Origin of the sequence: Vibrio sp. B1ASS3 (genome assembly GCF_905175355.1) — a bacterium.
In the GTDB taxonomy this organism is placed as follows: domain Bacteria; phylum Pseudomonadota; class Gammaproteobacteria; order Enterobacterales; family Vibrionaceae; genus Vibrio; species Vibrio owensii.
The window spans coordinates 3,136,833-3,157,728 of the sequence record NZ_HG992742.1 but is presented as its reverse complement, the minus strand read 5'-3'; the positions used below and the strand labels follow the sequence as shown (position 1 = coordinate 3,157,728).

The window sequence follows — 20,896 nt, the reverse complement described above, 5'->3', positions numbered from 1 at the left end:
TATCCGGTTATCTTGGAATTTGTGAGTTCGGTTAGAACAGACTTAAATAGATCGTCATAGAATACCTAAAGCTAGGGATCACAACAATAGCCAATCTATACCCATGCGCCTTGAAGTGACGCTTGGTAGTGGAAAGATGGAGGTCAGTTATGCCTAAACGTAAAGCAGGTTATGAGGAAATGCTCGAGGATGTGATTGAAACCTTGAAGCACAGTCCGGATGAAGTTAACAAAGTATTCGAAACGTCGGGCAAAGTGGTGGATGCTGCCAACGACATGACCAAAGACGAACTCTCACTGATATCCGCTTATGTAAAAGCAGATTTAAAAGAGTTCTCCGACAACTATGAAGAAGGTAAGAGTGGGCCTTTTTATCTCACGATTGCTGATTCAATTTGGCAAGGTCTGCTCGATATTACCGATCGAACCAAAGTGGAATGGGTCGAGCTATTTGATGATTTGGAGCATCAAGGGCTTTATGAAGCGGGTGAGGTGATTGGCCTTGGTACTTTAGTTTGTGACGAGTGTGGTCATAAGACGACGTATAATCACCCAACCGTGATCATTCCATGTATCAAGTGCAATCACACAGGATTTAGTCGTCAGTCACTCAAGCCATAGCGTTTGTAGTCGAAAGAACAAAGAATAAAAAAAGAGGCCCTAGAGCCTCTTTTTTTGCGTTTATGACTTTTTCTTGGTTCATCGCGGCTTTCCGGGGAAAGCCGCTTTTATCTTTAAGAAGAAGTAATCAGTATCTCGATAGCCATATCCCATCCGCTTAATTAACTTTATCTTGTTATTTATCCCTTCAAGCGTACAGGTATTCAGCGGGTAGCTTGCTGAAGCAGTGATCCCATGAAGGTATGGACGGAGCTTTCGAGCGAACTCTTTGAGCGGCTTAATTCCACTCTCATTCACTTGTCCCAACCATACCTGCCACAGGTTTTTAGCCTGAAGTTCAGAGCCGCAACGCCATAGCTCTTTTAATTGCGCACCCAGTAAGTAGGTTGTCATCAAGTCCTGATTCATATTCAATATTTCTGTGAGGTAGCTTTCCTGTTGTGTATTTAAATTATCCTTATTTTTCAATAATACCCAGCGCGAACGCTTGACCCATTGCCTTGCTTTTTTATCCTGTTTTAGCTTATTGGCTTGGTCGACTCTGACTCTATCCATCACTTCACGACCGAACTTAGCAACAACGTGGAACAAGTCATAAACGACACGGGCATTTGGGCAATGCTCTTGGACTTCAAGGTCAAAAGCCGTATTCATATCCATTGCTACTGCTTCGATATTTTTTCCGTGCTCGCCTAATTGTTCAAAGAACGGTCGAATATCCTTGCGGCTACGACCTAGCCCTATCCAGATAACCTGATGACTTTTCGCATCTGCAATGACCGTCGCATAGCGGTGTCCTTTAAAAATGGCGAACTCGTCCATGACGAGTTGCCTTAATTCACCCCATTCAACTTGCGGTACTACTTGTTGAAGCCGACGCTTATCTATCTCTTTGATTGTGTGCCAATGAACGCCTGTCACTTGGGCTATATGCTTAATAGGTAGCAGAGGTAACAACTGTTCTATATAGCTTCGTAGGCGGTTAGTGATACGAGCATAAGGCTCTAACCAAGATAGTTGTTCTGTTTTAATGCCGCAGTGGCTGCACTTGATGCGTCGGGTTTGAACGGACAGTTCAACGGGAGCTCCTAGCAGTGTGGCTTCCTTCACGTTACGCCATTGATACTCATGTATGGCTTGAGCTTTAAGCCCGCACGGACACCTAGCGATAGAGTTAGGTTTGAGAGTGAGCTTTATTAATGATGGCGTCTGATGAGACTTTACTATATGAAAGCCTTCCCAGAATGAAGATAGGAAAGTATGATTCGACATGAAAACGGTAGTTTGTGTAGGTTTTGTTTGGCGATAAAACTCTATCACTTACTACCGTTTTTGTTTTCAGTTCCCGCTTATCCGCGATGAACCTTTTTCTTTCTTGGTAACCACCAAGCAAGCAGCAAGCTCAGCGCCGACCAAATGTACAGCGGCCAAGTGCCTACGACGCGGTATGGTGTTTGTCCATCAGTTGGAACAAGTTCTGCACGAAGTACGGCAGTTTCAAACTGAGGGATCTGTTCAATCACCTTGCCTTTGTGGTCTGTTACTGCGGTTACGCCATTGTTGGTAGAGCGAATAAGTGGCTTACCAAGCTCAAGGGCACGCATACGCGCGATTTCCATGTGTTGCAATGGACCAATCGAATGACCAAACCACGCGTCGTTAGACAGCGTTAGGATGAAATCAGTATCGTCAGTGACGTTTTGGCGTACTTGTTCGCTGAAGATGATCTCGTAGCATAGTGCTGGGTCCATATGCTTACCGTTCGCCACGATGTTTGGCTGAACAAAGTCACCACGGCTGAACGATGACATCGGTAAGTTGAAGAATGGTGCTAGTGGACGCAGTACATCTTCAAACGGCACAAACTCACCAAATGGTAATAGGTGGTGTTTGTGGTAGCGCTTATCCATATCAAAGCTGTAGTCGCCGTATGGATTCACACCCAGCGATAGAATGCTGTTGTAGAACTGGCCGTCTTCACCTTGGTTCACGACACCGGTAATGATGGCACTATTGTTCATCTTCGCGGCGGCATCGATGTTTCTTAGGAAAGATGGTACTTCGATTTCAAACGCAGGAATGGCAGCCTCTGGCCATACAATGATGTCCGCATCCCAGTTTTCACGAGTCAGGTCTGCGTACTTCATGATGGTTGGCCAACGTTGACTCGGTAGCCATTTTAGATTTTGGTCAACGTTGCCTTGGATCAGAGCCACTTTGGTGGTGTCTTCAACACGAGGGGTTACCCAGTCGTATTGGCGAATACCAAAGCCTGCACTTAATAGCACCGCAGGGATGACGATCATCAACCACTGTTTGTGAACCCAAGCGTAAGCGAGCGCACCGGCACTGATCATAATGAATAGCGTTAGAAGCTCTACACCACCGATAGGGGCGAAGCTTGCGAAAGGCGCGTCGATTTGGCTGTAGCCAAGCCATAGCCAAGGGAATCCCGTCATCACCCAACCACGCAGCCAATCAGTAACTAGCCATAACGCTGGAGCTGCCAGAAGGGCTTTGCTTATTGTGAATTCAGGGAAGAACTTATTGCTGAGCCAAGCAAACAGGCCGGTGTAAACCGACAGGTAAGCGATCAGTAGACCCATTAGGAAGACGTTTGCAATCAGCGGCATACCGCCAAAGCCAGCAATGCTGACGTAAACCCAACTTACACCCGTGGCGAATTGTCCTAAACCCCATGCATAACCGATCCACAGCGCACGCTTAGGTGACTGGTTTGCAAGAAGAATAAGTAGGATAGCAGGGCTTAGTATGGCGATTGGCCATAACTGGTAAGGGGCAAATGCTAGGGTAGTGGAGGCGCCAACAAAAGCGGCCACTAAGGGCCGCTTGAGGCGATGAAAGAGTACATTCATCATTATATTTTTCTGATATTCCCGTTGTTAGGGTATCGCGTTACTCTTGAGTGGCTTCAACCAGCGTTTCTTCGTCTGGAATCGTCACTTGTAGTTGAATGACACGACGGTTGTCGGCAGCCGTTACTTTGAAGCTGTATGCATCAATTTCTACGACTTCGCCACGCGATGGTAGGTGACCAAAAGCAGTCATTACCATGCCGCCAACGGTATCCACTTCTTCATCGCTGAAGTTGGTACCGAATGTCTCATTAAACTCTTCAATGGTTGTAAGAGCTCTGACAGCAAACGTGTGTTTGCTTAGCTTACGGATATCGGTTTCTTCATCGTCATCGAACTCATCTTCAATATCCCCTACGATTTCTTCAAGGATATCTTCGATAGTCACTAGACCAGAAACGCCACCGAATTCATCGACAACAATCGCCATGTGATAACGTTCTTCACGGAACTCTTTCAACAGACGGTCGACACGTTTACTTTCCGGTACAACCACTGCTTGTCGAATTACTTCTTCGATATCAAATGGGTTACTGCCTGAGCCCAAGTATTTGAGTAAGTCCTTCGCTAGTAGAATGCCTTCCACATGGTCTTTATCTTCGCTGATCACAGGGTAGCGAGAGTGTTGAGCATCAGTAATTAGCGCGATCAAAGTATCAAGATCGTCTGTGCGCTCAACGGTAACCATTTGCGAACGCGGGATCATGATGTCACGCACGCGCATTTCGGAGATTTCCATAACACCTTCAAGCATGTCTCGGGTGTCGTGGTCAATCAGGTCATTAATTTCAGAGTCGCGGATTACATCTACAAGCTCTTGGCGGTCTTTTGGTTCGCCTTGAAATAGTTGACCTAGACGTTCAAAGAAGGACTTTCTACTCGGACCTTCTGCCTTTTCTTTCTTGCCTTCATTAGAAGAGGGAGAATTATCTTCGTTCATTGTTTCTCAATTAAGTAACGCTATCAGATGTGTGATAGCTCACATAGAAAGACGAGCACGAGATGGTTATCTGGGTGGTTCGCCTTTCCCTGTCGAGCAACCAAAGTTACTCTTTTTCAGCAATATACGGGTCTTCGTAACCCATACCTTGCATGATTTCTGTCTCGAGGGATTCCATCTCTTCAGCTTCATCATCCTCGATATGGTCATAACCTAGCAGATGCAAGCTGCCATGTACAACCATATGCGCCCAATGTGCTAGTAGAGGCTTGTTCTGCTCTACTGCCTCTTTTTCAACAACTTGGCGACAGATAATCAAATCGCCCAGTAGATCCATCTCCATACCTGGTGGTACTTCGAATGGGAAAGACAGCACATTAGTCGGCTTATCTTTACCACGGTATTCGTGGTTTAGCTCGTGACTTTCTTGCTCGTCGACAATACGAATCGTCAGTTCCGCTTGTGGTTGGAAAAGAGGAATAGTCTTATCTAGCCACAATTGGAAATCTTGCTCAGAAGGCAAGCCTTCTTCATTTTCGACTGCCAGTTGCAAATCAAGTTCAATTGCCATGGTTATTCCTTAGTCGCCGCGACTTGTGCGCTCAGTTCTGCTTTTGCTGCTTCTAGCAGTTTGGCATCACGTTCTTCACGACGGCGTTTTTCAAACTCTTTACGTTCTTTCTGGTCTTGCGCTTCCCACTTCTCATAAGCGTTAACGATACGAGCAACCACTGGGTGGCGCACTACGTCGTCAGCTTGGAAGAAGTTAAAGCTGATGTCATCAACTTCGCTCAGTACTTCAATTGCATGACGAAGACCAGATTTTGCACCACGAGGCAAGTCAATCTGAGTGACGTCACCGGTGATAACTGCACGAGAGTTGAAGCCGATACGCGTTAGGAACATCTTCATCTGCTCGACGGTGGTGTTTTGGCTCTCATCAAGAATGATGAAGGCGTCGTTTAGAGTACGACCACGCATGTAAGCAAGAGGTGCTACCTCAATCACGTTACGCTCAATCAGCTTTTCTACGCGCTCAAAGCCCAGCATTTCAAATAGGGCATCGTACAGAGGACGTAGGTAAGGGTCGACTTTCTGGCTCAAATCACCAGGTAGGAAACCCAGTTTCTCGCCCGCTTCAACCGCAGGACGAGTAAGTAGAATACGACGGATCTCTTGGCGCTCTAGTGCGTCAACGGCTGCTGCAACCGCTAGGTAAGTTTTACCTGTACCTGCAGGACCGATACCGAAAGTGATATCGTGTGTCACCATGTTCATCAAGTATTGTCCCTGATTTGGTGTACGAGGCTTGATCACGCCTTTCTTGGTTTTTACGAAGACTTCTTTACCGTGTTCGATGTTCGACTCGGTATTTTGCTCCAACACACCTGATTCTTTGATCGCCAGATGGATCTGCTCTGGTTCGATATCAGGCGTTTCGCCGCGGACAGGAGCGGTGTCTACATAAAGGGTTTTCAGAATATCCAGCGCAGCTGCTGTGGTATGAGGTTTACCGACAATGGTGAAAAGGTCGCTACGGTGGTTAATTTCAACGCCTAGACGACGTTCTAAATGCTTGATGTTGTCATCGAATGGACCGCACAGGCTTGCTAGTCGGCGGTTGTCTGAAGGTTCTAGATTGATTTCTAGCGTTACGATTTTATTGCTCAATGTTGCCTCTCATTTTATGCCATTTAACGAGAGCCTGACAACGACCAGGCTCTCAATGGCTATTTGTACGAGCTTATGGCGTAAAAGTAGCTACACCTAGCTCATCTTCGCGACGCGTTTTCGCCATCATTTGCGTTGGTGAAATCACGCTACGAAGGTCCATGTCTTTTTCTGTACGTACTAGCTCACCACGCAGTGAGTTAGCAAATACATCCGTAATCTTCACGTCAACGAACTGACCGATTAGGTCTGCGCTACCTTCAAAGTTTACTACACGGTTGTTTTCTGTACGAGCACGAAGCTCCATTAGGTTCTTCTTAGAAGGACCTTCAACCAGAACGCGTTGCTCAGTGCCTAGCATTAGGCGAGAGTAGCGCATTGCTTGTGCGTTTACGGTTTGTTGTAGCTCGTATAGACGCTCTTTCTTCACTTGCTCTGATAGGTCACAAGGGTAATCTGCCGCTGGCGTACCTGGACGTGGAGAGAAGATGAAGCTGAAGCTCATGTCAAAGTCTACGTCTTTGATTAGCTTCATTGTGTCTTGGAAATCTTTGTCTGTTTCACCAGGGAAACCAACGATAAAGTCTGAACTGATTTGGATATCAGGACGTGCTTTACGCAGTTTACGGATGATCGACTTGTACTCAATCCCAGTGTGAGGACGTTTCATCATAGTCAGCACTCGGTCACTACCACTTTGTACTGGTAGGTGAAGGAAGCTCACTAGCTCAGGTGTGTCTTCATATACTGCGATGATGTCGTCAGTAAACTCTAATGGGTGGCTTGTTGTAAAGCGGATACGATCAATACCATCGATAGACGCAACCAAACGAAGCAGTTCTGCAAATGAACAGATTTCACCGTCGTGCATAGGACCACGGTACGCGTTTACGTTTTGACCCAGTAGGTTTACTTCACGTACGCCTTGATCTGCTAGCTGTGCGATTTCGAACAGTACGTCATCCATTGGACGGCTCACTTCTTCACCACGAGTGTATGGTACTACACAGTAAGTACAGTACTTAGAACAGCCTTCCATGATAGAAACGAATGCCGTTGCACCTTCAGCACGAGGCTCAGGTAAACGGTCGAACTTTTCGATTTCTGGGAATGAAATGTCCATTACTGGTGCTTCATCCGATTGAGATTGTTTGATCATCTCAGGAAGACGGTGAAGAGTTTGTGGACCAAAAATCACATCAACGTATGGAGCACGCTGACGGATGTGATCACCTTCTTGAGTTGCTACACAACCACCTACGCCGATAACTACGCCAGGCTTTTTATCTTTTAGTGTCTTCCAACGGCCAAGCTGGTGGAAAACTTTCTCTTGCGCTTTTTCACGGATCGAACAGGTGTTAAGTAGAAGTACGTCTGCTTCCTCTGGCTCTTCGGTCAGCTCATAGCCGTTTGCAGCATTAAGCAGGTCGGCCATTTTTGATGAATCGTATTCGTTCATCTGGCAGCCCCAGGTTTTAATTAGCAGTTTCTTACTCATCTCACTTTCGCTCGTTCAGTTGTTCTTAAATCGGAGAGCTATTGCTCAAATTATAGCCGCCATCTCGGCGGTAAGCGGCGTATTGTACTGCTTTAAAAAGCACCTGACTAGTGATCTGACAAATTCTCTGCAAACCCTGATGAAATCTAGTTTTTTGCCCTATATACAGCAAGGTTTTTTGTTAAACAATTTTGTAAAAATAGCCATGGAACGTACAATTAAAAAACGCCAATTAATCAATATGATGAAGAGCAAAAAATGAACAAGTATGACATCGCCGTAATCGGTGGCGGCATGGTCGGGGCAGCGGTGGCTGTTGGCTTTGCCAAGCAAGGTAGAAGCGTTGTAGTGGTAGAAGGTGCAGAGCCAAAGGCGTTTGAGGCTTCTCAAGCGTTGGATATTCGCGTTTCTGCGATTTCTCATCAGTCAGTGAAGTTACTTGATTCATTAGGTGCATGGTCAGCAATTGAGAGTATGCGAGTATGTCCTTATCGCCGTTTGGAAACGTGGGAACACCCAGAGTGCCGTACTCGTTTTCACTCTGATGAACTGTCATTGGAGCAGTTAGGATACATTGTTGAAAACCGCCTAATCCAACTAGGCCTTTGGCAAACTTTCGCACAATACGACAACCTAACGGTGATGTGCCCAGAGCGATTGAAAGACATCGAATTTGCTGAGGTAAACCGTGTAACGCTAGAAAGTGGCGAGCAGTTTGAAGCTAGCTGGGTGATTGGTGCCGATGGCGCGAACTCAAAAGTTCGTCAATTGGCGGGTATTGGCGTAACCGCATGGGATTACCGTCAACACTGCATGCTGATCAACGTAAAAACTGAATTTCCTCAACAAGACATCACTTGGCAGCAATTCACTCCGTCAGGACCACGCTCGTTCTTGCCACTATGCTCATTAACTGAAGATGGCAAAGAAGTAGGGCAGGGCTCGCTGGTGTGGTATGACTCGCCAAAACGCATTAAGCAATTGTGTGCGATGACCAAACCTCAGCTAAAAGAAGAGATCCTACGTCATTTCCCTGCTGAATTGGGTGATATCGATGTTTTACAGTTTGGTTCATTCCCACTGACTCGCCGTCATGCTCAAAGTTATTCAAACAAGCATTGCGTGTTAGTTGGCGATTCTGCTCATACAATTAACCCACTTGCTGGGCAAGGCGTGAATCTTGGCTTCAAGGATGTTGATGTCCTGCTTTCAGTGACGGATCAGCAAGAGCAACTTAATGATTCATTACTCGCCAAGTATGAGCGCTCGCGTCGACCAGATAACTTGCTAATGCAAACTGGCATGGATGTGTTCTACAAAGGCTTTAGTAATGATTTGGGTCCATTGAAGTTCGCTCGCAATGCGGCATTAAAGTTGGCGGAAAATTCAGGGCCGATCAAAGCACAAGTATTGAAGTACGCATTGGGTATGTAAGTCTGGATACCGTTAAGCGTCAGGTAGAAAAGCAATAGATAGAAAAAAAGCGAGCCATGAGCTCGCTTTTTTAATTCGATAAATCAGTGATCTACCGAGTCCAGAATCGGAAAAAAGAAAAAACCCAGCAAATTAATGCTGGGTTTTTCAATCATGGTGCGGTCGGAGAGACTTGAACTCTCACACCTTGCGGCGCCAGAACCTAAATCTGGTGCGTCTACCAATTCCGCCACGACCGCATCGTATTTTTTAGTCACCAAGGTAATTGGTATAACCTTAACAACGTTTTGTAATGGCAGGGCTACCTGGATTCGAACCAGGGAATGGCGGCATCAAAAGCCGCTGCCTTACCGCTTGGCGATAGCCCTACAGGTCTTAGTCTTTCAACTAAGTGCTTTCCACTTAAGGAAAGTATGGTGCGGTCGGAGAGACTTGAACTCTCACACCTTGCGGCGCCAGAACCTAAATCTGGTGCGTCTACCAATTCCGCCACGACCGCATCGTATTTTTTAGTCACTAAGGTAATTGGTATAACCTTAACAACGTTTTGTAATGGCAGGGCTACCTGGATTCGAACCAGGGAATGGCGGCATCAAAAGCCGCTGCCTTACCGCTTGGCGATAGCCCTACAGGTCTTAGTCTTTCAGCTAAGTGCTTTCCATTTAAGGAAAGTTATGGTGCGGTCGGAGAGACTTGAACTCTCACACCTTGCGGCGCCAGAACCTAAATCTGGTGCGTCTACCAATTCCGCCACGACCGCGCTTTAACGCTTCTGATCAATAGTCTTAAGTATAAACTATTTATCTAAATAAATGGTGGCTACGACGGGATTCGAACCTGTGACCCCATCATTATGAGTGATGTGCTCTAACCAGCTGAGCTACGTAGCCAACAATATGTTTTTAATTAAGATGGTGCGGTCGGAGAGACTTGAACTCTCACACCTTGCGGCGCCAGAACCTAAATCTGGTGCGTCTACCAATTCCGCCACGACCGCATCTTAATTGTTGTTATCGAGAGAATTGGTAAAACCTCAATAACGTCCCTTTAAAGGGAGAATAATGGCAGGTCTACCTGGATTCGAACCAGGGAATGGCGGCATCAAAAGCCGCTGCCTTACCGCTTGGCGATAGACCTACGGGCGATAGTCAAAAGACATATCAAATTAGAAAAGTATGGTGCGGTCGGAGAGACTTGAACTCTCACACCTTGCGGCGCCAGAACCTAAATCTGGTGCGTCTACCAATTCCGCCACGACCGCGACTTTTCTAAATCATCTAGGAAATTGGTAAAACCTAGACAATAAAATAAATGGTGGCTACGACGGGATTCGAACCTGTGACCCCATCATTATGAGTGATGTGCTCTAACCAGCTGAGCTACGTAGCCAACAATATGTTTTAACAACATATGTATTCTTTTAATTAAGATGGTGCGGTCGGAGAGACTTGAACTCTCACACCTTGCGGCGCCAGAACCTAAATCTGGTGCGTCTACCAATTCCGCCACGACCGCGTCTTAATTGTTGTTATCGAGAGAATTGGTAAAACCTCAATAACGTCCCTTTAAAGGGAAAATATGGCAGGGCTACCTGGATTCGAACCAGGGAATGGCGGCATCAAAAGCCGCTGCCTTACCGCTTGGCGATAGCCCTACATTGCTCTAATAAAAGAGACTTTAATCATGGTGCGGTCGGAGAGACTTGAACTCTCACACCTTGCGGCGCCAGAACCTAAATCTGGTGCGTCTACCAATTCCGCCACGACCGCATAACTACTGAGTAAACTCAATAATTAAAATAGTGGCAGGTCTACCTGGATTCGAACCAGGGAATGGCGGCATCAAAAGCCGCTGCCTTACCGCTTGGCGATAGACCTGCAGGCAATAAATATATGGTGCGGTCGGAGAGACTTGAACTCTCACACCTTGCGGCGCCAGAACCTAAATCTGGTGCGTCTACCAATTCCGCCACGACCGCATATATTTATTTAATTTCGATTCAAGATGGTGCGGTCGGAGAGACTTGAACTCTCACACCTTGCGGCGCCAGAACCTAAATCTGGTGCGTCTACCAATTCCGCCACGACCGCATCTTGAAATCTATTAACCATTAGTTAATTGGTAAAAACTAATCGTTGAATTTTTTCTTTCATTAAAGAAAGAATGGTGGCTACGACGGGATTCGAACCTGTGACCCCATCATTATGAGTGATGTGCTCTAACCAGCTGAGCTACGTAGCCATCTTTTTGAGCGAGACAATATAAACCTTCACGCTCTAAGTGACAACCCTTTTTCTTAAAGGAATCTCACTTTGGAATAATGGCAGGTCTACCTGGATTCGAACCAGGGAATGGCGGCATCAAAAGCCGCTGCCTTACCGCTTGGCGATAGACCTGCAGGCAGTAGTATTTCTACTACTTAAAACATGGTGCGGTCGGAGAGACTTGAACTCTCACACCTTGCGGCGCCAGAACCTAAATCTGGTGCGTCTACCAATTCCGCCACGACCGCATCTATTCCTAACTATTCTAATAAAAGAATGTTTAGGAATGGTGGCTACGACGGGATTCGAACCTGTGACCCCATCATTATGAGTGATGTGCTCTAACCAGCTGAGCTACGTAGCCAATACCATGTTTTTCGTTCTCGTCGCTAAGTTGCCTTGTTGTCGGGAACGGCGCGCATTATGCGAAGTTGAGTGAGATCCGTCAACAGTTTTTTTCAATAAATCCCGCAAAATCCATCGTTCGCTTCCTTTTTAAACAAAGAGGCGCGTTTATGATCTAAAACTGGAAATAAATTGGCTTGGAGCGAGGGAGTTTATTTTCTGTTGTTTATGAAAGGTATAAAAAAAGCCAGCACTATGGCTGGCTTTTTATGTAAATGAAGTGTTTAAAATTCATTCACTTAATTATACGTTGAAGCGGAAGTGTACAACATCACCATCTTTAACGATGTATTCTTTACCTTCTAGACGCCATTTACCTGCATCTTTCGCACCGCTTTCACCGTTGCATTGGATGAAATCGTCGTAACCAACAACTTCTGCACGGATGAAGCCTTTTTCAAAGTCAGTGTGGATCTTCGCTGCTGCTTTTGGCGCAGTTGCACCAACAGGGATTGTCCATGCTCGAACTTCTTTCACGCCAGCTGTGAAGTAAGTTTGTAGGTTTAGCAGTTCGTAACCCGCGCGGATAACACGGTTTAGACCTGGTTCTTCGATACCAAGGTCAGCTAGGAACTCTTCACGCTCGTCGTCTTCTAGTTCAGCCATCTCTGATTCGATCGCTGCACATACAGGAACAACAACGTTGTTTTCTTTTGCTGCAAACTCACGTACTGCGTCTAGGTAAGCGTTGTCTTCAAAACCATCTTCGTTCACGTTAGCGATGTACATAGTTGGTTTTAGCGTCAGGAAGTTTAGGTAGCCAATTGCTGCTAGTTCTTCTTTCGTAAGCTCAACAGTACGCGCCATGCCACCTTCCGTTAGGATAGGAAGCAGTTTTTCTAGAACCGTCAGTTCGAATTTTGCGTCTTTATCGCCGCCTTTTGCTTTCTTAGCGTTACGCTGAATCGCGCGCTCACAAGAATCAAGGTCAGCCATTGCTAGCTCAAGGTTGATAACTTCAATATCTTCGATTGGAGATACTTTACCTGCAACGTGAACGATGTTGTCGTTTTCGAAACAACGTACAACGTGGCCGATTGCGTCAGTTTCACGGATGTTCGCTAGGAATTTGTTACCTAGACCTTCACCGCGAGATGCACCTGCAACTAGACCAGCGATGTCTACGAATTCCATTGTAGTAGGCAGAACTTTCTGTGGGTTAACGATCTTTGCTAGAGCATCTAGACGTAGATCTGGCACAGGAACCACACCAGTGTTTGGTTCAATGGTACAGAACGGGAAGTTTGCTGCTTCAATACCCGCTTTAGTTAGTGCGTTAAACAGAGTTGATTTACCAACGTTAGGAAGACCAACGATGCCACATTTAAAACCCATGATAGTAACCTTATTCAGCTTTGAACGTGTGGAGGCGATTTTGTGCTTTTGATAGACCATCCTTAATTAGGATATCTAGACAGCGCACTGATTCGTCAGCTGCGGCGTCTAGTAGCTCTTGCTCTTTTGCTGGAGCTTTGCCTAGTACAAAACCTGCCACTTTATCTTTGTGTCCCGGATGGCCGATGCCGATACGAAGACGATAAAAATCTTTGTTATTGCCCAGTTTGCTAATCGTGTCGCGCAGACCATTATGGCCACCGTGACCGCCACCTTTCTTAAACTTAGCGACACCTGGCGGTAAGTCTAGCTCGTCATGAGCAACCATGATCTCTTCTGGCTTAATTTGGTAAAACTTCGCGAGTGCTGCGATCGCCTTGCCAGATAGGTTCATGAAGGTGGTTGGGATTAGCAAACGGAGATCCTGGCCATTGACCATAATGCGTCCTGTTAGGCCAAAGAACTTTGGTTCGTTCTTCAGGGTAACGTTGTGAACGCGAGCTAATTCTTCTACAACCCAAGCGCCCGCATTGTGGCGAGTTTTGGCGTATTCTGGTCCCGGATTAGCAAGACCAACAAGAAGTTTGATTGGTTGAGTCAAGGTTAGGATCTCTCTGGAATCTCAAAAAGCGCAGTATGATAGCACAGAATTCTCACAGTGGGCGACCAAGGGATTTTCTGCCTATCGATACAAATAAAAAAACACCCCAAAGAGGGGTGCTTTTAAAATCAGTCTAACTGAAATGTTCGTATTAGTTGAACATTGCAGAGATTGACTCTTCGTTGCTGATACGACGAATCGCTTCAGCTAGCATGCGAGATAGGCTTAGTGTGGTCACTTTGCCAGTTGCAGCCATCTCTTTAGATAGAGAGATAGAGTCAGTTACGATAACTTGGTCAAGAACTGAGTTCTTGATGTTGTCTGCAGCGTTACCAGAGAAAACAGCGTGAGTTGCGTAAGCGAATACACGCTTAGCACCGCGCTCTTTTAGCGCTTCAGCTGCTTTACATAGTGTGCCACCTGTATCGATCATGTCATCAACGATCACACAGTCACGACCTTCAACGTCACCGATTAGGTTCATTACTTCAGAAACGTTTGCACGTGGACGACGCTTATCAACGATAGCGATGTCGATATCGCCTAGCGCTTTTGCTGTTGCACGAGCACGAACAACGCCACCTAGGTCAGGAGAAACCACTACTGGGTTTTCTAGACCACGAGATTGCATGTCTTCTAGAAGTACTGGCGTACCGAAGATGTTATCAACTGGTACATCGAAGAAGCCTTGGATTTGCTCTGCGTGTAGGTCGATAGTCAGAACGCGGTCAACACCAACGTTAGATAGGAAATCAGCAACAACTTTTGCAGTAATTGGCACACGAGAAGAACGTACACGACGATCTTGGCGAGCGTAGCCGAAGTAAGGAATAACTGCAGTGATACGGCCTGCTGAAGCACGGCGCATTGCATCAATCATAACAACCAGTTCCATTAGGTTGTCGTTAGTCGGTGCACAAGTGGATTGAATGATAAAAACATCGCTACCACGAACATTCTCGTTGATTTGAACTGCAACTTCGCCATCAGAAAAGCGAGAAACAGATGCATCACCTAGAGAGATGTAAAGACGATCAGCAATACGTTGGGCTAGTTCAGGTGTTGCGTTACCAGCAAATAGCTTCATATCAGGCACGGTGGAAACCTCGGGTTTGCGTCCAGTTTTAAATAGGTCGGTGTGAGGCTGATTGGTATTCAGCCAAAGTCTCTTTCAGTGGCGAAACATTGCGCCCTTGAGCGACAAATGCCGAGACTTTATCAGAGAGTTGTGCAAGGATAGTTTCCGCTTCGGTCTTGCTCGAAAATTCAGCAAAAACGCAAGATCCTGTCCCCGTCAATCTTGACGGCGCGTATTGTAGCAGCCATGAAAGTTGCTTATCAACCTCTGGGTAGAGCATTCGTACAATTTTTTCGCAATCGTTTACGCTTGGCGTGTTTAAAAGCGCTTCTAAATCGCGTTTTGGCGTATTTCGGGTCAGATCTGGATGACCGAATATGTCGGCGGTTGCAATGGAAACATTTGGGCGAACAACCAAATACCATTTCTCATCTGGATGAGCCGGAGAAAGTTTCTCGCCAACACCTTCCGCAAACGCCGCAAAGCCGCGAACAAAAACGGGTACATCCGCACCAAGCGCAAGGCCGATTTCGGCTAATTCATCATCACTTAAGTGGGTTTGCCATAGGTAGTTCAGTGCAACCAGCGCTGTTGCCGCATTTGAAGAACCGCCACCAATGCCACCGCCCATCGGTAAGATCTTATGAAGATCAATATGGGCACCGTATGAGCAATTTGCGTAGCGTTGCAACGCCGTGGCAGCTTTCCAGATCAAGTTGTCTTTTAGAGGAACACCTTCAATCTCAGGTGAAATGGTGATCTCACCAGAGTCATTCGCTTGAATGGTGAGTTCATCGCCGTGATCGACGAATTGGAATAGTGTTTGTAGCTCGTGGTAGCCGTTTTCAGTGCGGCCATTGATGTAAAGAAAGAGATTCAATTTCGCAGGAGATGGCCAGCGGGTTGAAATATCGATCATTGGGTGATGTTCCATTTTGTGATCACTAAATTAATTTTTACGTCTGCTGTGCTCAGCTTTAACTTGTTTGGTAGAGGCAATGTCTGTTGATGCCATTCAATGTCACCATAGCGTTGATACGCGATGTTCCAATCATTCGGGCCGATCTGTTTATCAAGCGCTTGTAATGTATTGGTTGGTGAAAGCTGGAAAGAGTCTGCATCGGTTGGCAAGCCGAGTAGCCAGTCTGGCATGTGGTCGACTGGCATCATCAAACCGGTCAAACGGAAAATGAGTTGGTTAGCATCACGAGCAGAGAGGACTTGATCATCGTACGTTTCGACCGTCGCGCCTTGTGGGGTAATCGTGAGCTTTAATGCGGTTTGACCAAGCAGAGTGGTTAAGCGCAATTGACTTAAGGCGGAAGAATGCTTCCAGAAAAAGTTCAGGCTTTGTCTTTGATCAGGGCCAATGTAGCCAAGTTTGCCTGTAGCTTGAAAGTTATCAATGGTTTCCAGTCGCTGTTCGTGCGCTTGCCACTCTACGCTGGTGACACTTTCAGGAACAGAACTACAACCCGCGAGTACTAGGCTCGATAAGAGCAAGATGAGAAAGGAGCGTAAGGTCATGTTTGATGGCTTATTAATCAGTTTCATCGGTAATCGCTCACAACTATAGCATTGAAAAGCCGAGCGAAGGAAAACAAATCCGGCTTACCCTTTCAATAAATGCGTGCTTACAGTAAAATTCTGAACCTATTTTATAACCGATCTCAGAGATACCACGTTAGATGTCCTTGCTTGCTATTGGAATCAATCACAATACAGCGTCTGTTGACTTGCGAGAGAAAGTGGCGTTCGGACCCGATAAATTGGGCCTAGCACTTGAGCAACTCAGAGACCATGAAGCCGTAAATGGCAGTGTGATTGTTTCTACCTGTAACCGTACCGAAGTGTACTGCGACGTAAAGCAAGGAGCGCGAAATAAGCTTATCGACTGGCTAGCCCAGTTCCATCAAGTTAATCAAGAAGACTTGATGCCCAGCCTTTATGTCCATGAAGAGCAAGCGGCGATTAAGCACTTGATGCGTGTTTCTTGCGGCCTTGATTCACTGGTACTAGGTGAGCCTCAGATTTTGGGTCAGGTAAAACAAGCGTTTTCTGATTCCCGAGATCATCAGGCGGTGGATGCGTCGATTGATAAGTTGTTCCAAAAGACTTTCTCAGTCGCAAAACGTGTTCGAACAGAAACTGATATTGGTGGTAACGCCGTGTCGGTAGCTTATGCTGCATGTACACTGGCGAAACACATCTTTGAATCACTGTCTGACTCAACAGTATTGTTGGTTGGCGCAGGTGAAACCATCGAATTGGTGGCGAAGCACTTGGCGTCGAACGGCTGTACTAAGATGATTGTTGCAAACCGTACTCGAGAGCGTGCTCTTGTGTTAGCGGAGCAATTTGGGGCAGAAGTGATCAGCTTGAATGAAATTCCGGACCATTTATCAAGAGCAGACATCGTGATCAGCTCAACGGCGAGCCCACTGCCTATTATTGGTAAGGGGATGGTTGAGACTGCGTTGAAGAAACGTCGTCACCAGCCGATGCTCTTGGTGGATATTGCGGTACCACGTGATGTGGAAGCACAGGTCAGTGAATTGAATGATGCTTACTTGTATTCGGTGGATGACTTGCAGTCGATCATCGATAGCAACATTGAACAACGTAAAGTAGAAGCGATTCAAGCAGAAGCGATCGTTAGCGAAGAAAGCGCGGCATTTATGACGTGGCTACGTTCACTCCAAGCGGTGGACAGTATTCGTGATTATCGTAAATCGGCCAACGAAATTCGTGAAGATTTGCTAAGTAAGAGCCTACAATCATTGGCAACGGGCGCAGACCCAGAGAAAGTGCTGCGCGAGCTTAGTAATAAACTCACCAACAAACTGATTCACGCTCCAACTCGTGCGCTGCAAAGTGCGGCCGAGCAGGGCGAACCAGCAAAATTAACGGTTATCCGCCAGACCCTTGGTTTGGATGATCTGTAACTCACGCTTTTTATTAAGAAAACGACACTATGAAAGCCTCTATTCTGACTAAGCTAGAAACGCTAGTAGAACGTTACGAAGAAGTTCAACATCTTCTTGGTGATCCTGATGTAATTGGAAATCAGGATAAATTCCGCGCTCTATCAAAAGAGTACTCTCAGCTAGAAGAAGTTACTAATTGCTTCCAAGCGTATCAACAAGCGCAAGATGATCTCATCGCTGCTGAAGATATGGCTAACGAAGACGACGAAGAAATGCGTGAAATGGCGCAGGAAGAAATCAAAGAAGCAAAAGATGCGATCGAGCGTCTGACTGATGAGCTACAAATTCTTCTTCTTCCAAAAGATCCAAACGATGATCGTAACTGTTTCCTTGAAATCCGTGCTGGTGCAGGCGGTGATGAAGCAGGCATCTTCGCGGGTGACTTGTTCCGCATGTACAGCAAATACGCAGAGAAGCGTGGTTGGCGCATCGAAGTGATGTCTTCTAACGAAGCAGAACACGGCGGTTACAAAGAGATGATCGCGAAAGTGAGCGGCGACGGTGCATACGGCGTATTGAAGTTTGAGTCAGGCGGTCACCGTGTACAACGTGTTCCTGCTACAGAATCTCAAGGTCGTGTTCATACTTCTGCGTGTACCGTAGCGGTTATGGCGGAAATCCCTGAAGCGGATCTGCCAGAAATCAAAGCTGCAGACCTGAAAATCGATACTTTCCGTGCATCTGGCGCGGGTGGTCAGCACGTTAACACCACGGATTCTGCAATCCGTATTACTCACTTACCAACTGGTACAGTCGTAGAGTGTCAGGACGAGCGTTCACAACACAAGAACAAAGCGAAAGCGATGGCAGTACTTGCTGCTCGTATCGTTCAAGCGGAGCAAGAGCGTCGTGCGGCAGAAGTGTCTGACACACGTCGTAACCTACTAGGTTCTGGTGACCGTAGTGACCGCATCCGTACTTACAACTACCCACAAGGTCGTGTTTCTGATCACCGTATCAACCTAACCATCTACCGTTTGAACGAAGTGATGGAAGGTGATCTACAAAGCCTGATCGATCCAGTGGTTCAAGAGCACCAAGCAGACCAACTAGCGGCGCTAGCTGAGAACGGCTAATCGATGAGCCAAGTTCAATCTATTGAGCAAGCACTGAAAAGTGCGACGGCAATTCTGACAGAAGGCGGCAAAGAGTCGCCTTCTCTCGATGCAGCTGTCCTTCTTTGCCATGTCCTTGGCAAACCAAGAACCTACCTACTGACCTGGCCAGAAAGAGCATTAGAAACCGAGCAACAAGCTCAGTTTGATGCACTATTGGCACGACGCATCGCTGGTGAGCCCGTGGCTTACATCATCGGTGAACGTGAGTTTTGGTCTTTACCTCTTAAAGTCTCGCCATCCACATTGATCCCAAGACCAGATACTGAACGTTTGGTTGAAGTCGCATTAGATAAGACTTTCGGACAAACGGGACCGATCTTAGACCTTGGCACAGGAACTGGCGCGATAGCTTTAGCACTGGCGTCCGAGATGCCTAATCGCCAAGTGATGGGTATCGATCTTAAGCAAGAGGCGAAAGAGCTGGCAGAGCACAATGCGTCGCAATTAAACATCAAAAATGTGACGTTTGATCAAGGTAGTTGGTTCGAACCTATTGCCAGCGGAACAAAGTTTGCTTTAATTGTCTCCAACCCACCGTACATCGACGAAAAAGACCCACACCTCTCTCAAGGAGATGTGCGTTTCGAACCAAAATCGGCGTTGGTTGCCGATGAGAATGGTCTAGCCGATATTCGTCATATCTCTGATCTTGCGCGTCAATATTTGCAAGAGGGTGGGTGGCTCGCTTTCGAACATGGTTATGATCAGGGCGAAGCCGTTCGTGAGATCATGACGCACTTTGGTTTTGAACAAGTCGTTACGGAAAAAGACTATGGTGATAACGATCGAGTGACGCTCGGTTGTTACAAACCGCAATAATAACGAGCAAGTCAGCAGTAACTTATAAAAGAGAAAGAAAATGTACGTAGCTCTAAAACACATTCACTTAGTAACGATCGCATTGAGCGCGACGCTACTATCGATCCGATTTGTATTGTTGATGATGGATTCTCCAAAGCGCAACAATCGCTTCTTGAAAGTTATCCCACATATTGTTGATACGGCGCTATTGCTGTCAGGCATTGGCCTAATTATGGTGACCGGCTTTATTCCATTTACGGATGCTGCACCTTGGCTAACCAACAAGATCACTTGTGTGCTTGCGTACATCGCTCTTGGTTTCTTCGCTCTGAAAATGGCGAAAAACAAGCTGCTGAGAATTTTTGCCTTCTTTGGCGCTCTAGGCTGGTTAGTCATGGCCGCCAATATTGCAGTATCTAAAAATCCAAACCTATTTGGGTAATCTTCATGCTTGAGTTTTTTGACGAAGATTTTGACAACATGGCGTTGGTGGAAGGCGCATTAGAGCTAAACCACTCCATCAATCCAGACACTAATGTCCATTGGGCAAAACTGGAACTAGAACGTCTTTATAAAGAAGCGGAAGCTACCTTGGTTCACGAGACGGATGAAGAACAACGTTTCGAATCGTTTCTACGCTTATTCTTTTATGAGTGGGGCTTTAAAGGCGACGAGCAAGAGTACTTTATCTCTGACAACAGCTTTATCGATAAAGTGTTGGAGCGTAAAAAAGGTATTCCGGTCAGTCTTGGTGCCATCTTACTTTACTTGGGCAACCGTCTTGGCTTCCCGATGAAAGGGGTAACATTCCCGACTCAGTTTTTGATCAAAGTGGATTGGATGCACAAAACACCAGACTATATTAACCCGTTTAACGGTGAGTATGTTGGTGAGAAAATCCTTCAAGCTTGGTTGATTGGTCAAGAGGGCCCGCTGGCAACATTAAAGCCAGAACACTTTGAAGAAGCGGACAACCCGACTGTAATTGGCCGTTGGTTGGCGTTGATTAAGAGTGCCATGTTACGTGAAGAGCGTTACACATTGGCGCTGCGCTGTACCAATCTTGCGTTGACGTTTGTACCTGATGATCCATACGAAATTCGTGACCGTGGTTTTATCTTCCAGCAGTTGGATTGCCATCAGGTAGCGGTGTCTGATTTTCAGTACTTTATTGACCAATGCCCAGACGATCCGGCATCAGAGCTACTAAAATCACAAGTTAACGCTATGAGCGAAAAGCACGTTACGCTTCACTAATTTTATCGGCA

Annotated in this window: 18 protein-coding genes and 20 tRNA genes; 7 read left to right on the top strand and 31 right to left on the bottom strand. The window is 46.3% G+C overall.

The genetic code is table 11. The features are described from left to right. Positions 1–149 precede the first annotated feature (149 nt). Positions 150–620, top strand: a complete 471-nt coding sequence (locus KJB05_RS14335; protein WP_005438586.1) for a zinc ribbon-containing protein — start codon at positions 150–152, stop codon at positions 618–620. 78 nt (positions 621–698) lie between these two features. Here KJB05_RS14335 and KJB05_RS14330 read toward each other — a convergent pair whose 3' ends face one another. The 6 genes from KJB05_RS14330 to miaB form a co-directional block, all read right to left on the bottom strand. Next, positions 699–1,892, bottom strand: a complete 1,194-nt coding sequence (locus KJB05_RS14330; RefSeq protein WP_213053084.1) for an ISL3 family transposase — start codon at positions 1,890–1,892, stop codon at positions 699–701. Positions 1,893–1,969: 77 nt separating this feature from the next. After that, positions 1,970–3,499 (bottom strand): apolipoprotein N-acyltransferase, encoded by a 1,530-nt coding sequence (lnt, locus tag KJB05_RS14325; protein WP_208446412.1) that lies wholly within the window; start codon positions 3,497–3,499, stop codon positions 1,970–1,972. Between the two features lie 37 nt (positions 3,500–3,536). Continuing rightward, positions 3,537–4,436: a CNNM family magnesium/cobalt transport protein CorC gene (gene corC, locus KJB05_RS14320; RefSeq protein ID WP_005438590.1), complete on the bottom strand. Its 900-nt coding sequence runs from the start codon at positions 4,434–4,436 to the stop codon at positions 3,537–3,539. A 106-nt stretch (positions 4,437–4,542) separates the two neighbouring features. Further along, complete coding sequence (gene ybeY, locus KJB05_RS14315) at positions 4,543–5,007, bottom strand: rRNA maturation RNase YbeY (protein ID WP_005425552.1); 465 nt, start codon at positions 5,005–5,007, stop codon at positions 4,543–4,545. A gap of 2 nt (positions 5,008–5,009) precedes the next feature. Further along, positions 5,010–6,107 (bottom strand): PhoH family protein, encoded by a 1,098-nt coding sequence (locus KJB05_RS14310; RefSeq protein WP_208446411.1) that lies wholly within the window; start codon positions 6,105–6,107, stop codon positions 5,010–5,012. Between the two features lie 73 nt (positions 6,108–6,180). Then, a complete protein-coding gene (gene miaB, locus KJB05_RS14305) occupies positions 6,181–7,605 on the bottom strand; it encodes a tRNA (N6-isopentenyl adenosine(37)-C2)-methylthiotransferase MiaB (RefSeq protein WP_005438595.1) in 1,425 nt (474 codons plus the stop codon). A 258-nt stretch (positions 7,606–7,863) separates the two neighbouring features. Here miaB and KJB05_RS14300 point away from each other — a divergent pair, with 258 nt between their 5' ends. After that, the gene (locus KJB05_RS14300) at positions 7,864–9,039 is read left to right on the top strand and encodes a 2-octaprenyl-3-methyl-6-methoxy-1,4-benzoquinol hydroxylase (protein WP_208446410.1); all 1,176 of its coding nucleotides are present in this window, start codon (positions 7,864–7,866) and stop codon (positions 9,037–9,039) included. Between the two features lie 154 nt (positions 9,040–9,193). Here the strand turns inward: KJB05_RS14300 and KJB05_RS14295 are convergent. From KJB05_RS14295 to lolB, 25 genes are all read right to left on the bottom strand, one after another. Continuing rightward, positions 9,194–9,278: transfer RNA gene (locus KJB05_RS14295), tRNA-Leu, on the bottom strand. Positions 9,279–9,332: 54 nt separating this feature from the next. Next, a tRNA-Gln gene (locus tag KJB05_RS14290) sits at positions 9,333–9,407 on the bottom strand. 46 nt (positions 9,408–9,453) lie between these two features. Continuing rightward, positions 9,454–9,538, bottom strand: a tRNA-Leu gene (locus KJB05_RS14285). 54 nt (positions 9,539–9,592) lie between these two features. Next, positions 9,593–9,667, bottom strand: a tRNA-Gln gene (locus KJB05_RS14280). 47 nt (positions 9,668–9,714) lie between these two features. Then, positions 9,715–9,799: transfer RNA gene (locus KJB05_RS14275), tRNA-Leu, on the bottom strand. A 53-nt stretch (positions 9,800–9,852) separates the two neighbouring features. Next, positions 9,853–9,929: transfer RNA gene (locus KJB05_RS14270), tRNA-Met, on the bottom strand. Between the two features lie 22 nt (positions 9,930–9,951). Next, positions 9,952–10,036 (bottom strand) — tRNA-Leu (locus KJB05_RS14265). Between the two features lie 65 nt (positions 10,037–10,101). After that, positions 10,102–10,176: transfer RNA gene (locus KJB05_RS14260), tRNA-Gln, on the bottom strand. 39 nt (positions 10,177–10,215) lie between these two features. Next, positions 10,216–10,300, bottom strand: a tRNA-Leu gene (locus tag KJB05_RS14255). 51 nt (positions 10,301–10,351) lie between these two features. Next, positions 10,352–10,428 (bottom strand) — tRNA-Met (locus tag KJB05_RS14250). Positions 10,429–10,469: 41 nt separating this feature from the next. Next, positions 10,470–10,554 (bottom strand) — tRNA-Leu (locus tag KJB05_RS14245). Positions 10,555–10,618: 64 nt separating this feature from the next. After that, positions 10,619–10,693, bottom strand: a tRNA-Gln gene (locus tag KJB05_RS14240). A gap of 30 nt (positions 10,694–10,723) precedes the next feature. Further along, positions 10,724–10,808 (bottom strand) — tRNA-Leu (locus KJB05_RS14235). A 33-nt stretch (positions 10,809–10,841) separates the two neighbouring features. Beyond that, positions 10,842–10,916: transfer RNA gene (locus KJB05_RS14230), tRNA-Gln, on the bottom strand. Positions 10,917–10,932: 16 nt separating this feature from the next. After that, positions 10,933–11,017, bottom strand: a tRNA-Leu gene (locus KJB05_RS14225). Between the two features lie 27 nt (positions 11,018–11,044). Then, a tRNA-Leu gene (locus tag KJB05_RS14220) sits at positions 11,045–11,129 on the bottom strand. Between the two features lie 74 nt (positions 11,130–11,203). Further along, positions 11,204–11,280, bottom strand: a tRNA-Met gene (locus tag KJB05_RS14215). 80 nt (positions 11,281–11,360) lie between these two features. After that, a tRNA-Gln gene (locus tag KJB05_RS14210) sits at positions 11,361–11,435 on the bottom strand. A gap of 31 nt (positions 11,436–11,466) precedes the next feature. Next, positions 11,467–11,551: transfer RNA gene (locus KJB05_RS14205), tRNA-Leu, on the bottom strand. Between the two features lie 39 nt (positions 11,552–11,590). Beyond that, positions 11,591–11,667: transfer RNA gene (locus KJB05_RS14200), tRNA-Met, on the bottom strand. A gap of 284 nt (positions 11,668–11,951) precedes the next feature. Then, positions 11,952–13,043 (bottom strand): redox-regulated ATPase YchF, encoded by a 1,092-nt coding sequence (ychF, locus tag KJB05_RS14195; protein ID WP_009705656.1) that lies wholly within the window; start codon positions 13,041–13,043, stop codon positions 11,952–11,954. 10 nt (positions 13,044–13,053) lie between these two features. Continuing rightward, on the bottom strand, positions 13,054–13,644 hold the full coding sequence (gene pth / locus KJB05_RS14190) for an aminoacyl-tRNA hydrolase (protein ID WP_005438598.1): 591 nt from the start codon (positions 13,642–13,644) through the stop codon (positions 13,054–13,056). Positions 13,645–13,795: 151 nt separating this feature from the next. Beyond that, a complete protein-coding gene (locus KJB05_RS14185) occupies positions 13,796–14,740 on the bottom strand; it encodes a ribose-phosphate pyrophosphokinase (protein WP_010446481.1) in 945 nt (314 codons plus the stop codon). Positions 14,741–14,768: 28 nt separating this feature from the next. Continuing rightward, complete coding sequence (ispE, locus tag KJB05_RS14180) at positions 14,769–15,641, bottom strand: 4-(cytidine 5'-diphospho)-2-C-methyl-D-erythritol kinase (RefSeq protein WP_208444574.1); 873 nt, start codon at positions 15,639–15,641, stop codon at positions 14,769–14,771. Next, positions 15,638–16,276: a lipoprotein insertase outer membrane protein LolB gene (lolB, locus tag KJB05_RS14175; protein WP_080773098.1), complete on the bottom strand. Its 639-nt coding sequence runs from the start codon at positions 16,274–16,276 to the stop codon at positions 15,638–15,640. Before lolB ends, ispE begins: the two co-directional genes overlap by 4 nt. 134 nt (positions 16,277–16,410) lie before the next feature. Between lolB and hemA the strand changes: the two genes are divergently transcribed. The 5 genes from hemA to KJB05_RS14150 are packed head-to-tail and all read left to right on the top strand — an operon-like array spanning position 16,411 to position 20,885. Next, the gene (gene hemA / locus KJB05_RS14170) at positions 16,411–17,667 is read left to right on the top strand and encodes a glutamyl-tRNA reductase (protein WP_054824743.1); all 1,257 of its coding nucleotides are present in this window, start codon (positions 16,411–16,413) and stop codon (positions 17,665–17,667) included. Between the two features lie 29 nt (positions 17,668–17,696). Beyond that, on the top strand, positions 17,697–18,785 hold the full coding sequence (prfA, locus tag KJB05_RS14165; RefSeq protein WP_005438604.1) for a peptide chain release factor 1: 1,089 nt from the start codon (positions 17,697–17,699) through the stop codon (positions 18,783–18,785). A gap of 3 nt (positions 18,786–18,788) precedes the next feature. Continuing rightward, entirely contained in the window at positions 18,789–19,646 is an 858-nt protein-coding gene (gene prmC, locus KJB05_RS14160; RefSeq protein ID WP_020198207.1) for a peptide chain release factor N(5)-glutamine methyltransferase, read from the top strand. A gap of 40 nt (positions 19,647–19,686) precedes the next feature. After that, positions 19,687–20,070 carry a SirB2 family protein gene (locus KJB05_RS14155; protein WP_005438606.1) on the top strand — a complete coding sequence of 128 codons (384 nt, stop codon included), beginning with the start codon at positions 19,687–19,689 and terminating at the stop codon, positions 20,068–20,070. A 5-nt stretch (positions 20,071–20,075) separates the two neighbouring features. Continuing rightward, on the top strand, positions 20,076–20,885 hold the full coding sequence (locus KJB05_RS14150) for a SirB1 family protein (protein WP_020198208.1): 810 nt from the start codon (positions 20,076–20,078) through the stop codon (positions 20,883–20,885). The last annotated feature ends 11 nt before the right edge of the window (positions 20,886–20,896 follow it).

Bases quoted from the DNA above. Each gene is read 5' to 3' on its own strand.
- ybeY (WP_005425552.1), bottom strand. From the start codon at position 5,007: ATGGCAATTGAACTTGATTTGCAACTGGCAGTCGAAAATGAAGAAGGC.
- lolB (WP_080773098.1), bottom strand. From the start codon at position 16,276: ATGAAACTGATTAATAAGCCATCAAACATGACCTTACGCTCCTTTCTC.
- corC (WP_005438590.1), bottom strand. From the start codon at position 4,436: ATGAACGAAGATAATTCTCCCTCTTCTAATGAAGGCAAGAAAGAAAAG.
- KJB05_RS14155 (WP_005438606.1), top strand. From the start codon at position 19,687: ATGTACGTAGCTCTAAAACACATTCACTTAGTAACGATCGCATTGAGC.
- KJB05_RS14330 (WP_213053084.1), bottom strand. From the start codon at position 1,892: ATGTCGAATCATACTTTCCTATCTTCATTCTGGGAAGGCTTTCATATA.
- miaB (WP_005438595.1), bottom strand. From the start codon at position 7,605: ATGAGTAAGAAACTGCTAATTAAAACCTGGGGCTGCCAGATGAACGAA.
- lnt (WP_208446412.1), bottom strand. From the start codon at position 3,499: ATGATGAATGTACTCTTTCATCGCCTCAAGCGGCCCTTAGTGGCCGCT.
- KJB05_RS14335 (WP_005438586.1), top strand. From the start codon at position 150: ATGCCTAAACGTAAAGCAGGTTATGAGGAAATGCTCGAGGATGTGATT.
- hemA (WP_054824743.1), top strand. From the start codon at position 16,411: ATGTCCTTGCTTGCTATTGGAATCAATCACAATACAGCGTCTGTTGAC.
- ychF (WP_009705656.1), bottom strand. From the start codon at position 13,043: ATGGGTTTTAAATGTGGCATCGTTGGTCTTCCTAACGTTGGTAAATCA.
- ispE (WP_208444574.1), bottom strand. From the start codon at position 15,641: ATGATCGATATTTCAACCCGCTGGCCATCTCCTGCGAAATTGAATCTC.
- prmC (WP_020198207.1), top strand. From the start codon at position 18,789: ATGAGCCAAGTTCAATCTATTGAGCAAGCACTGAAAAGTGCGACGGCA.
- KJB05_RS14300 (WP_208446410.1), top strand. From the start codon at position 7,864: ATGAACAAGTATGACATCGCCGTAATCGGTGGCGGCATGGTCGGGGCA.
- KJB05_RS14150 (WP_020198208.1), top strand. From the start codon at position 20,076: ATGCTTGAGTTTTTTGACGAAGATTTTGACAACATGGCGTTGGTGGAA.
- prfA (WP_005438604.1), top strand. From the start codon at position 17,697: ATGAAAGCCTCTATTCTGACTAAGCTAGAAACGCTAGTAGAACGTTAC.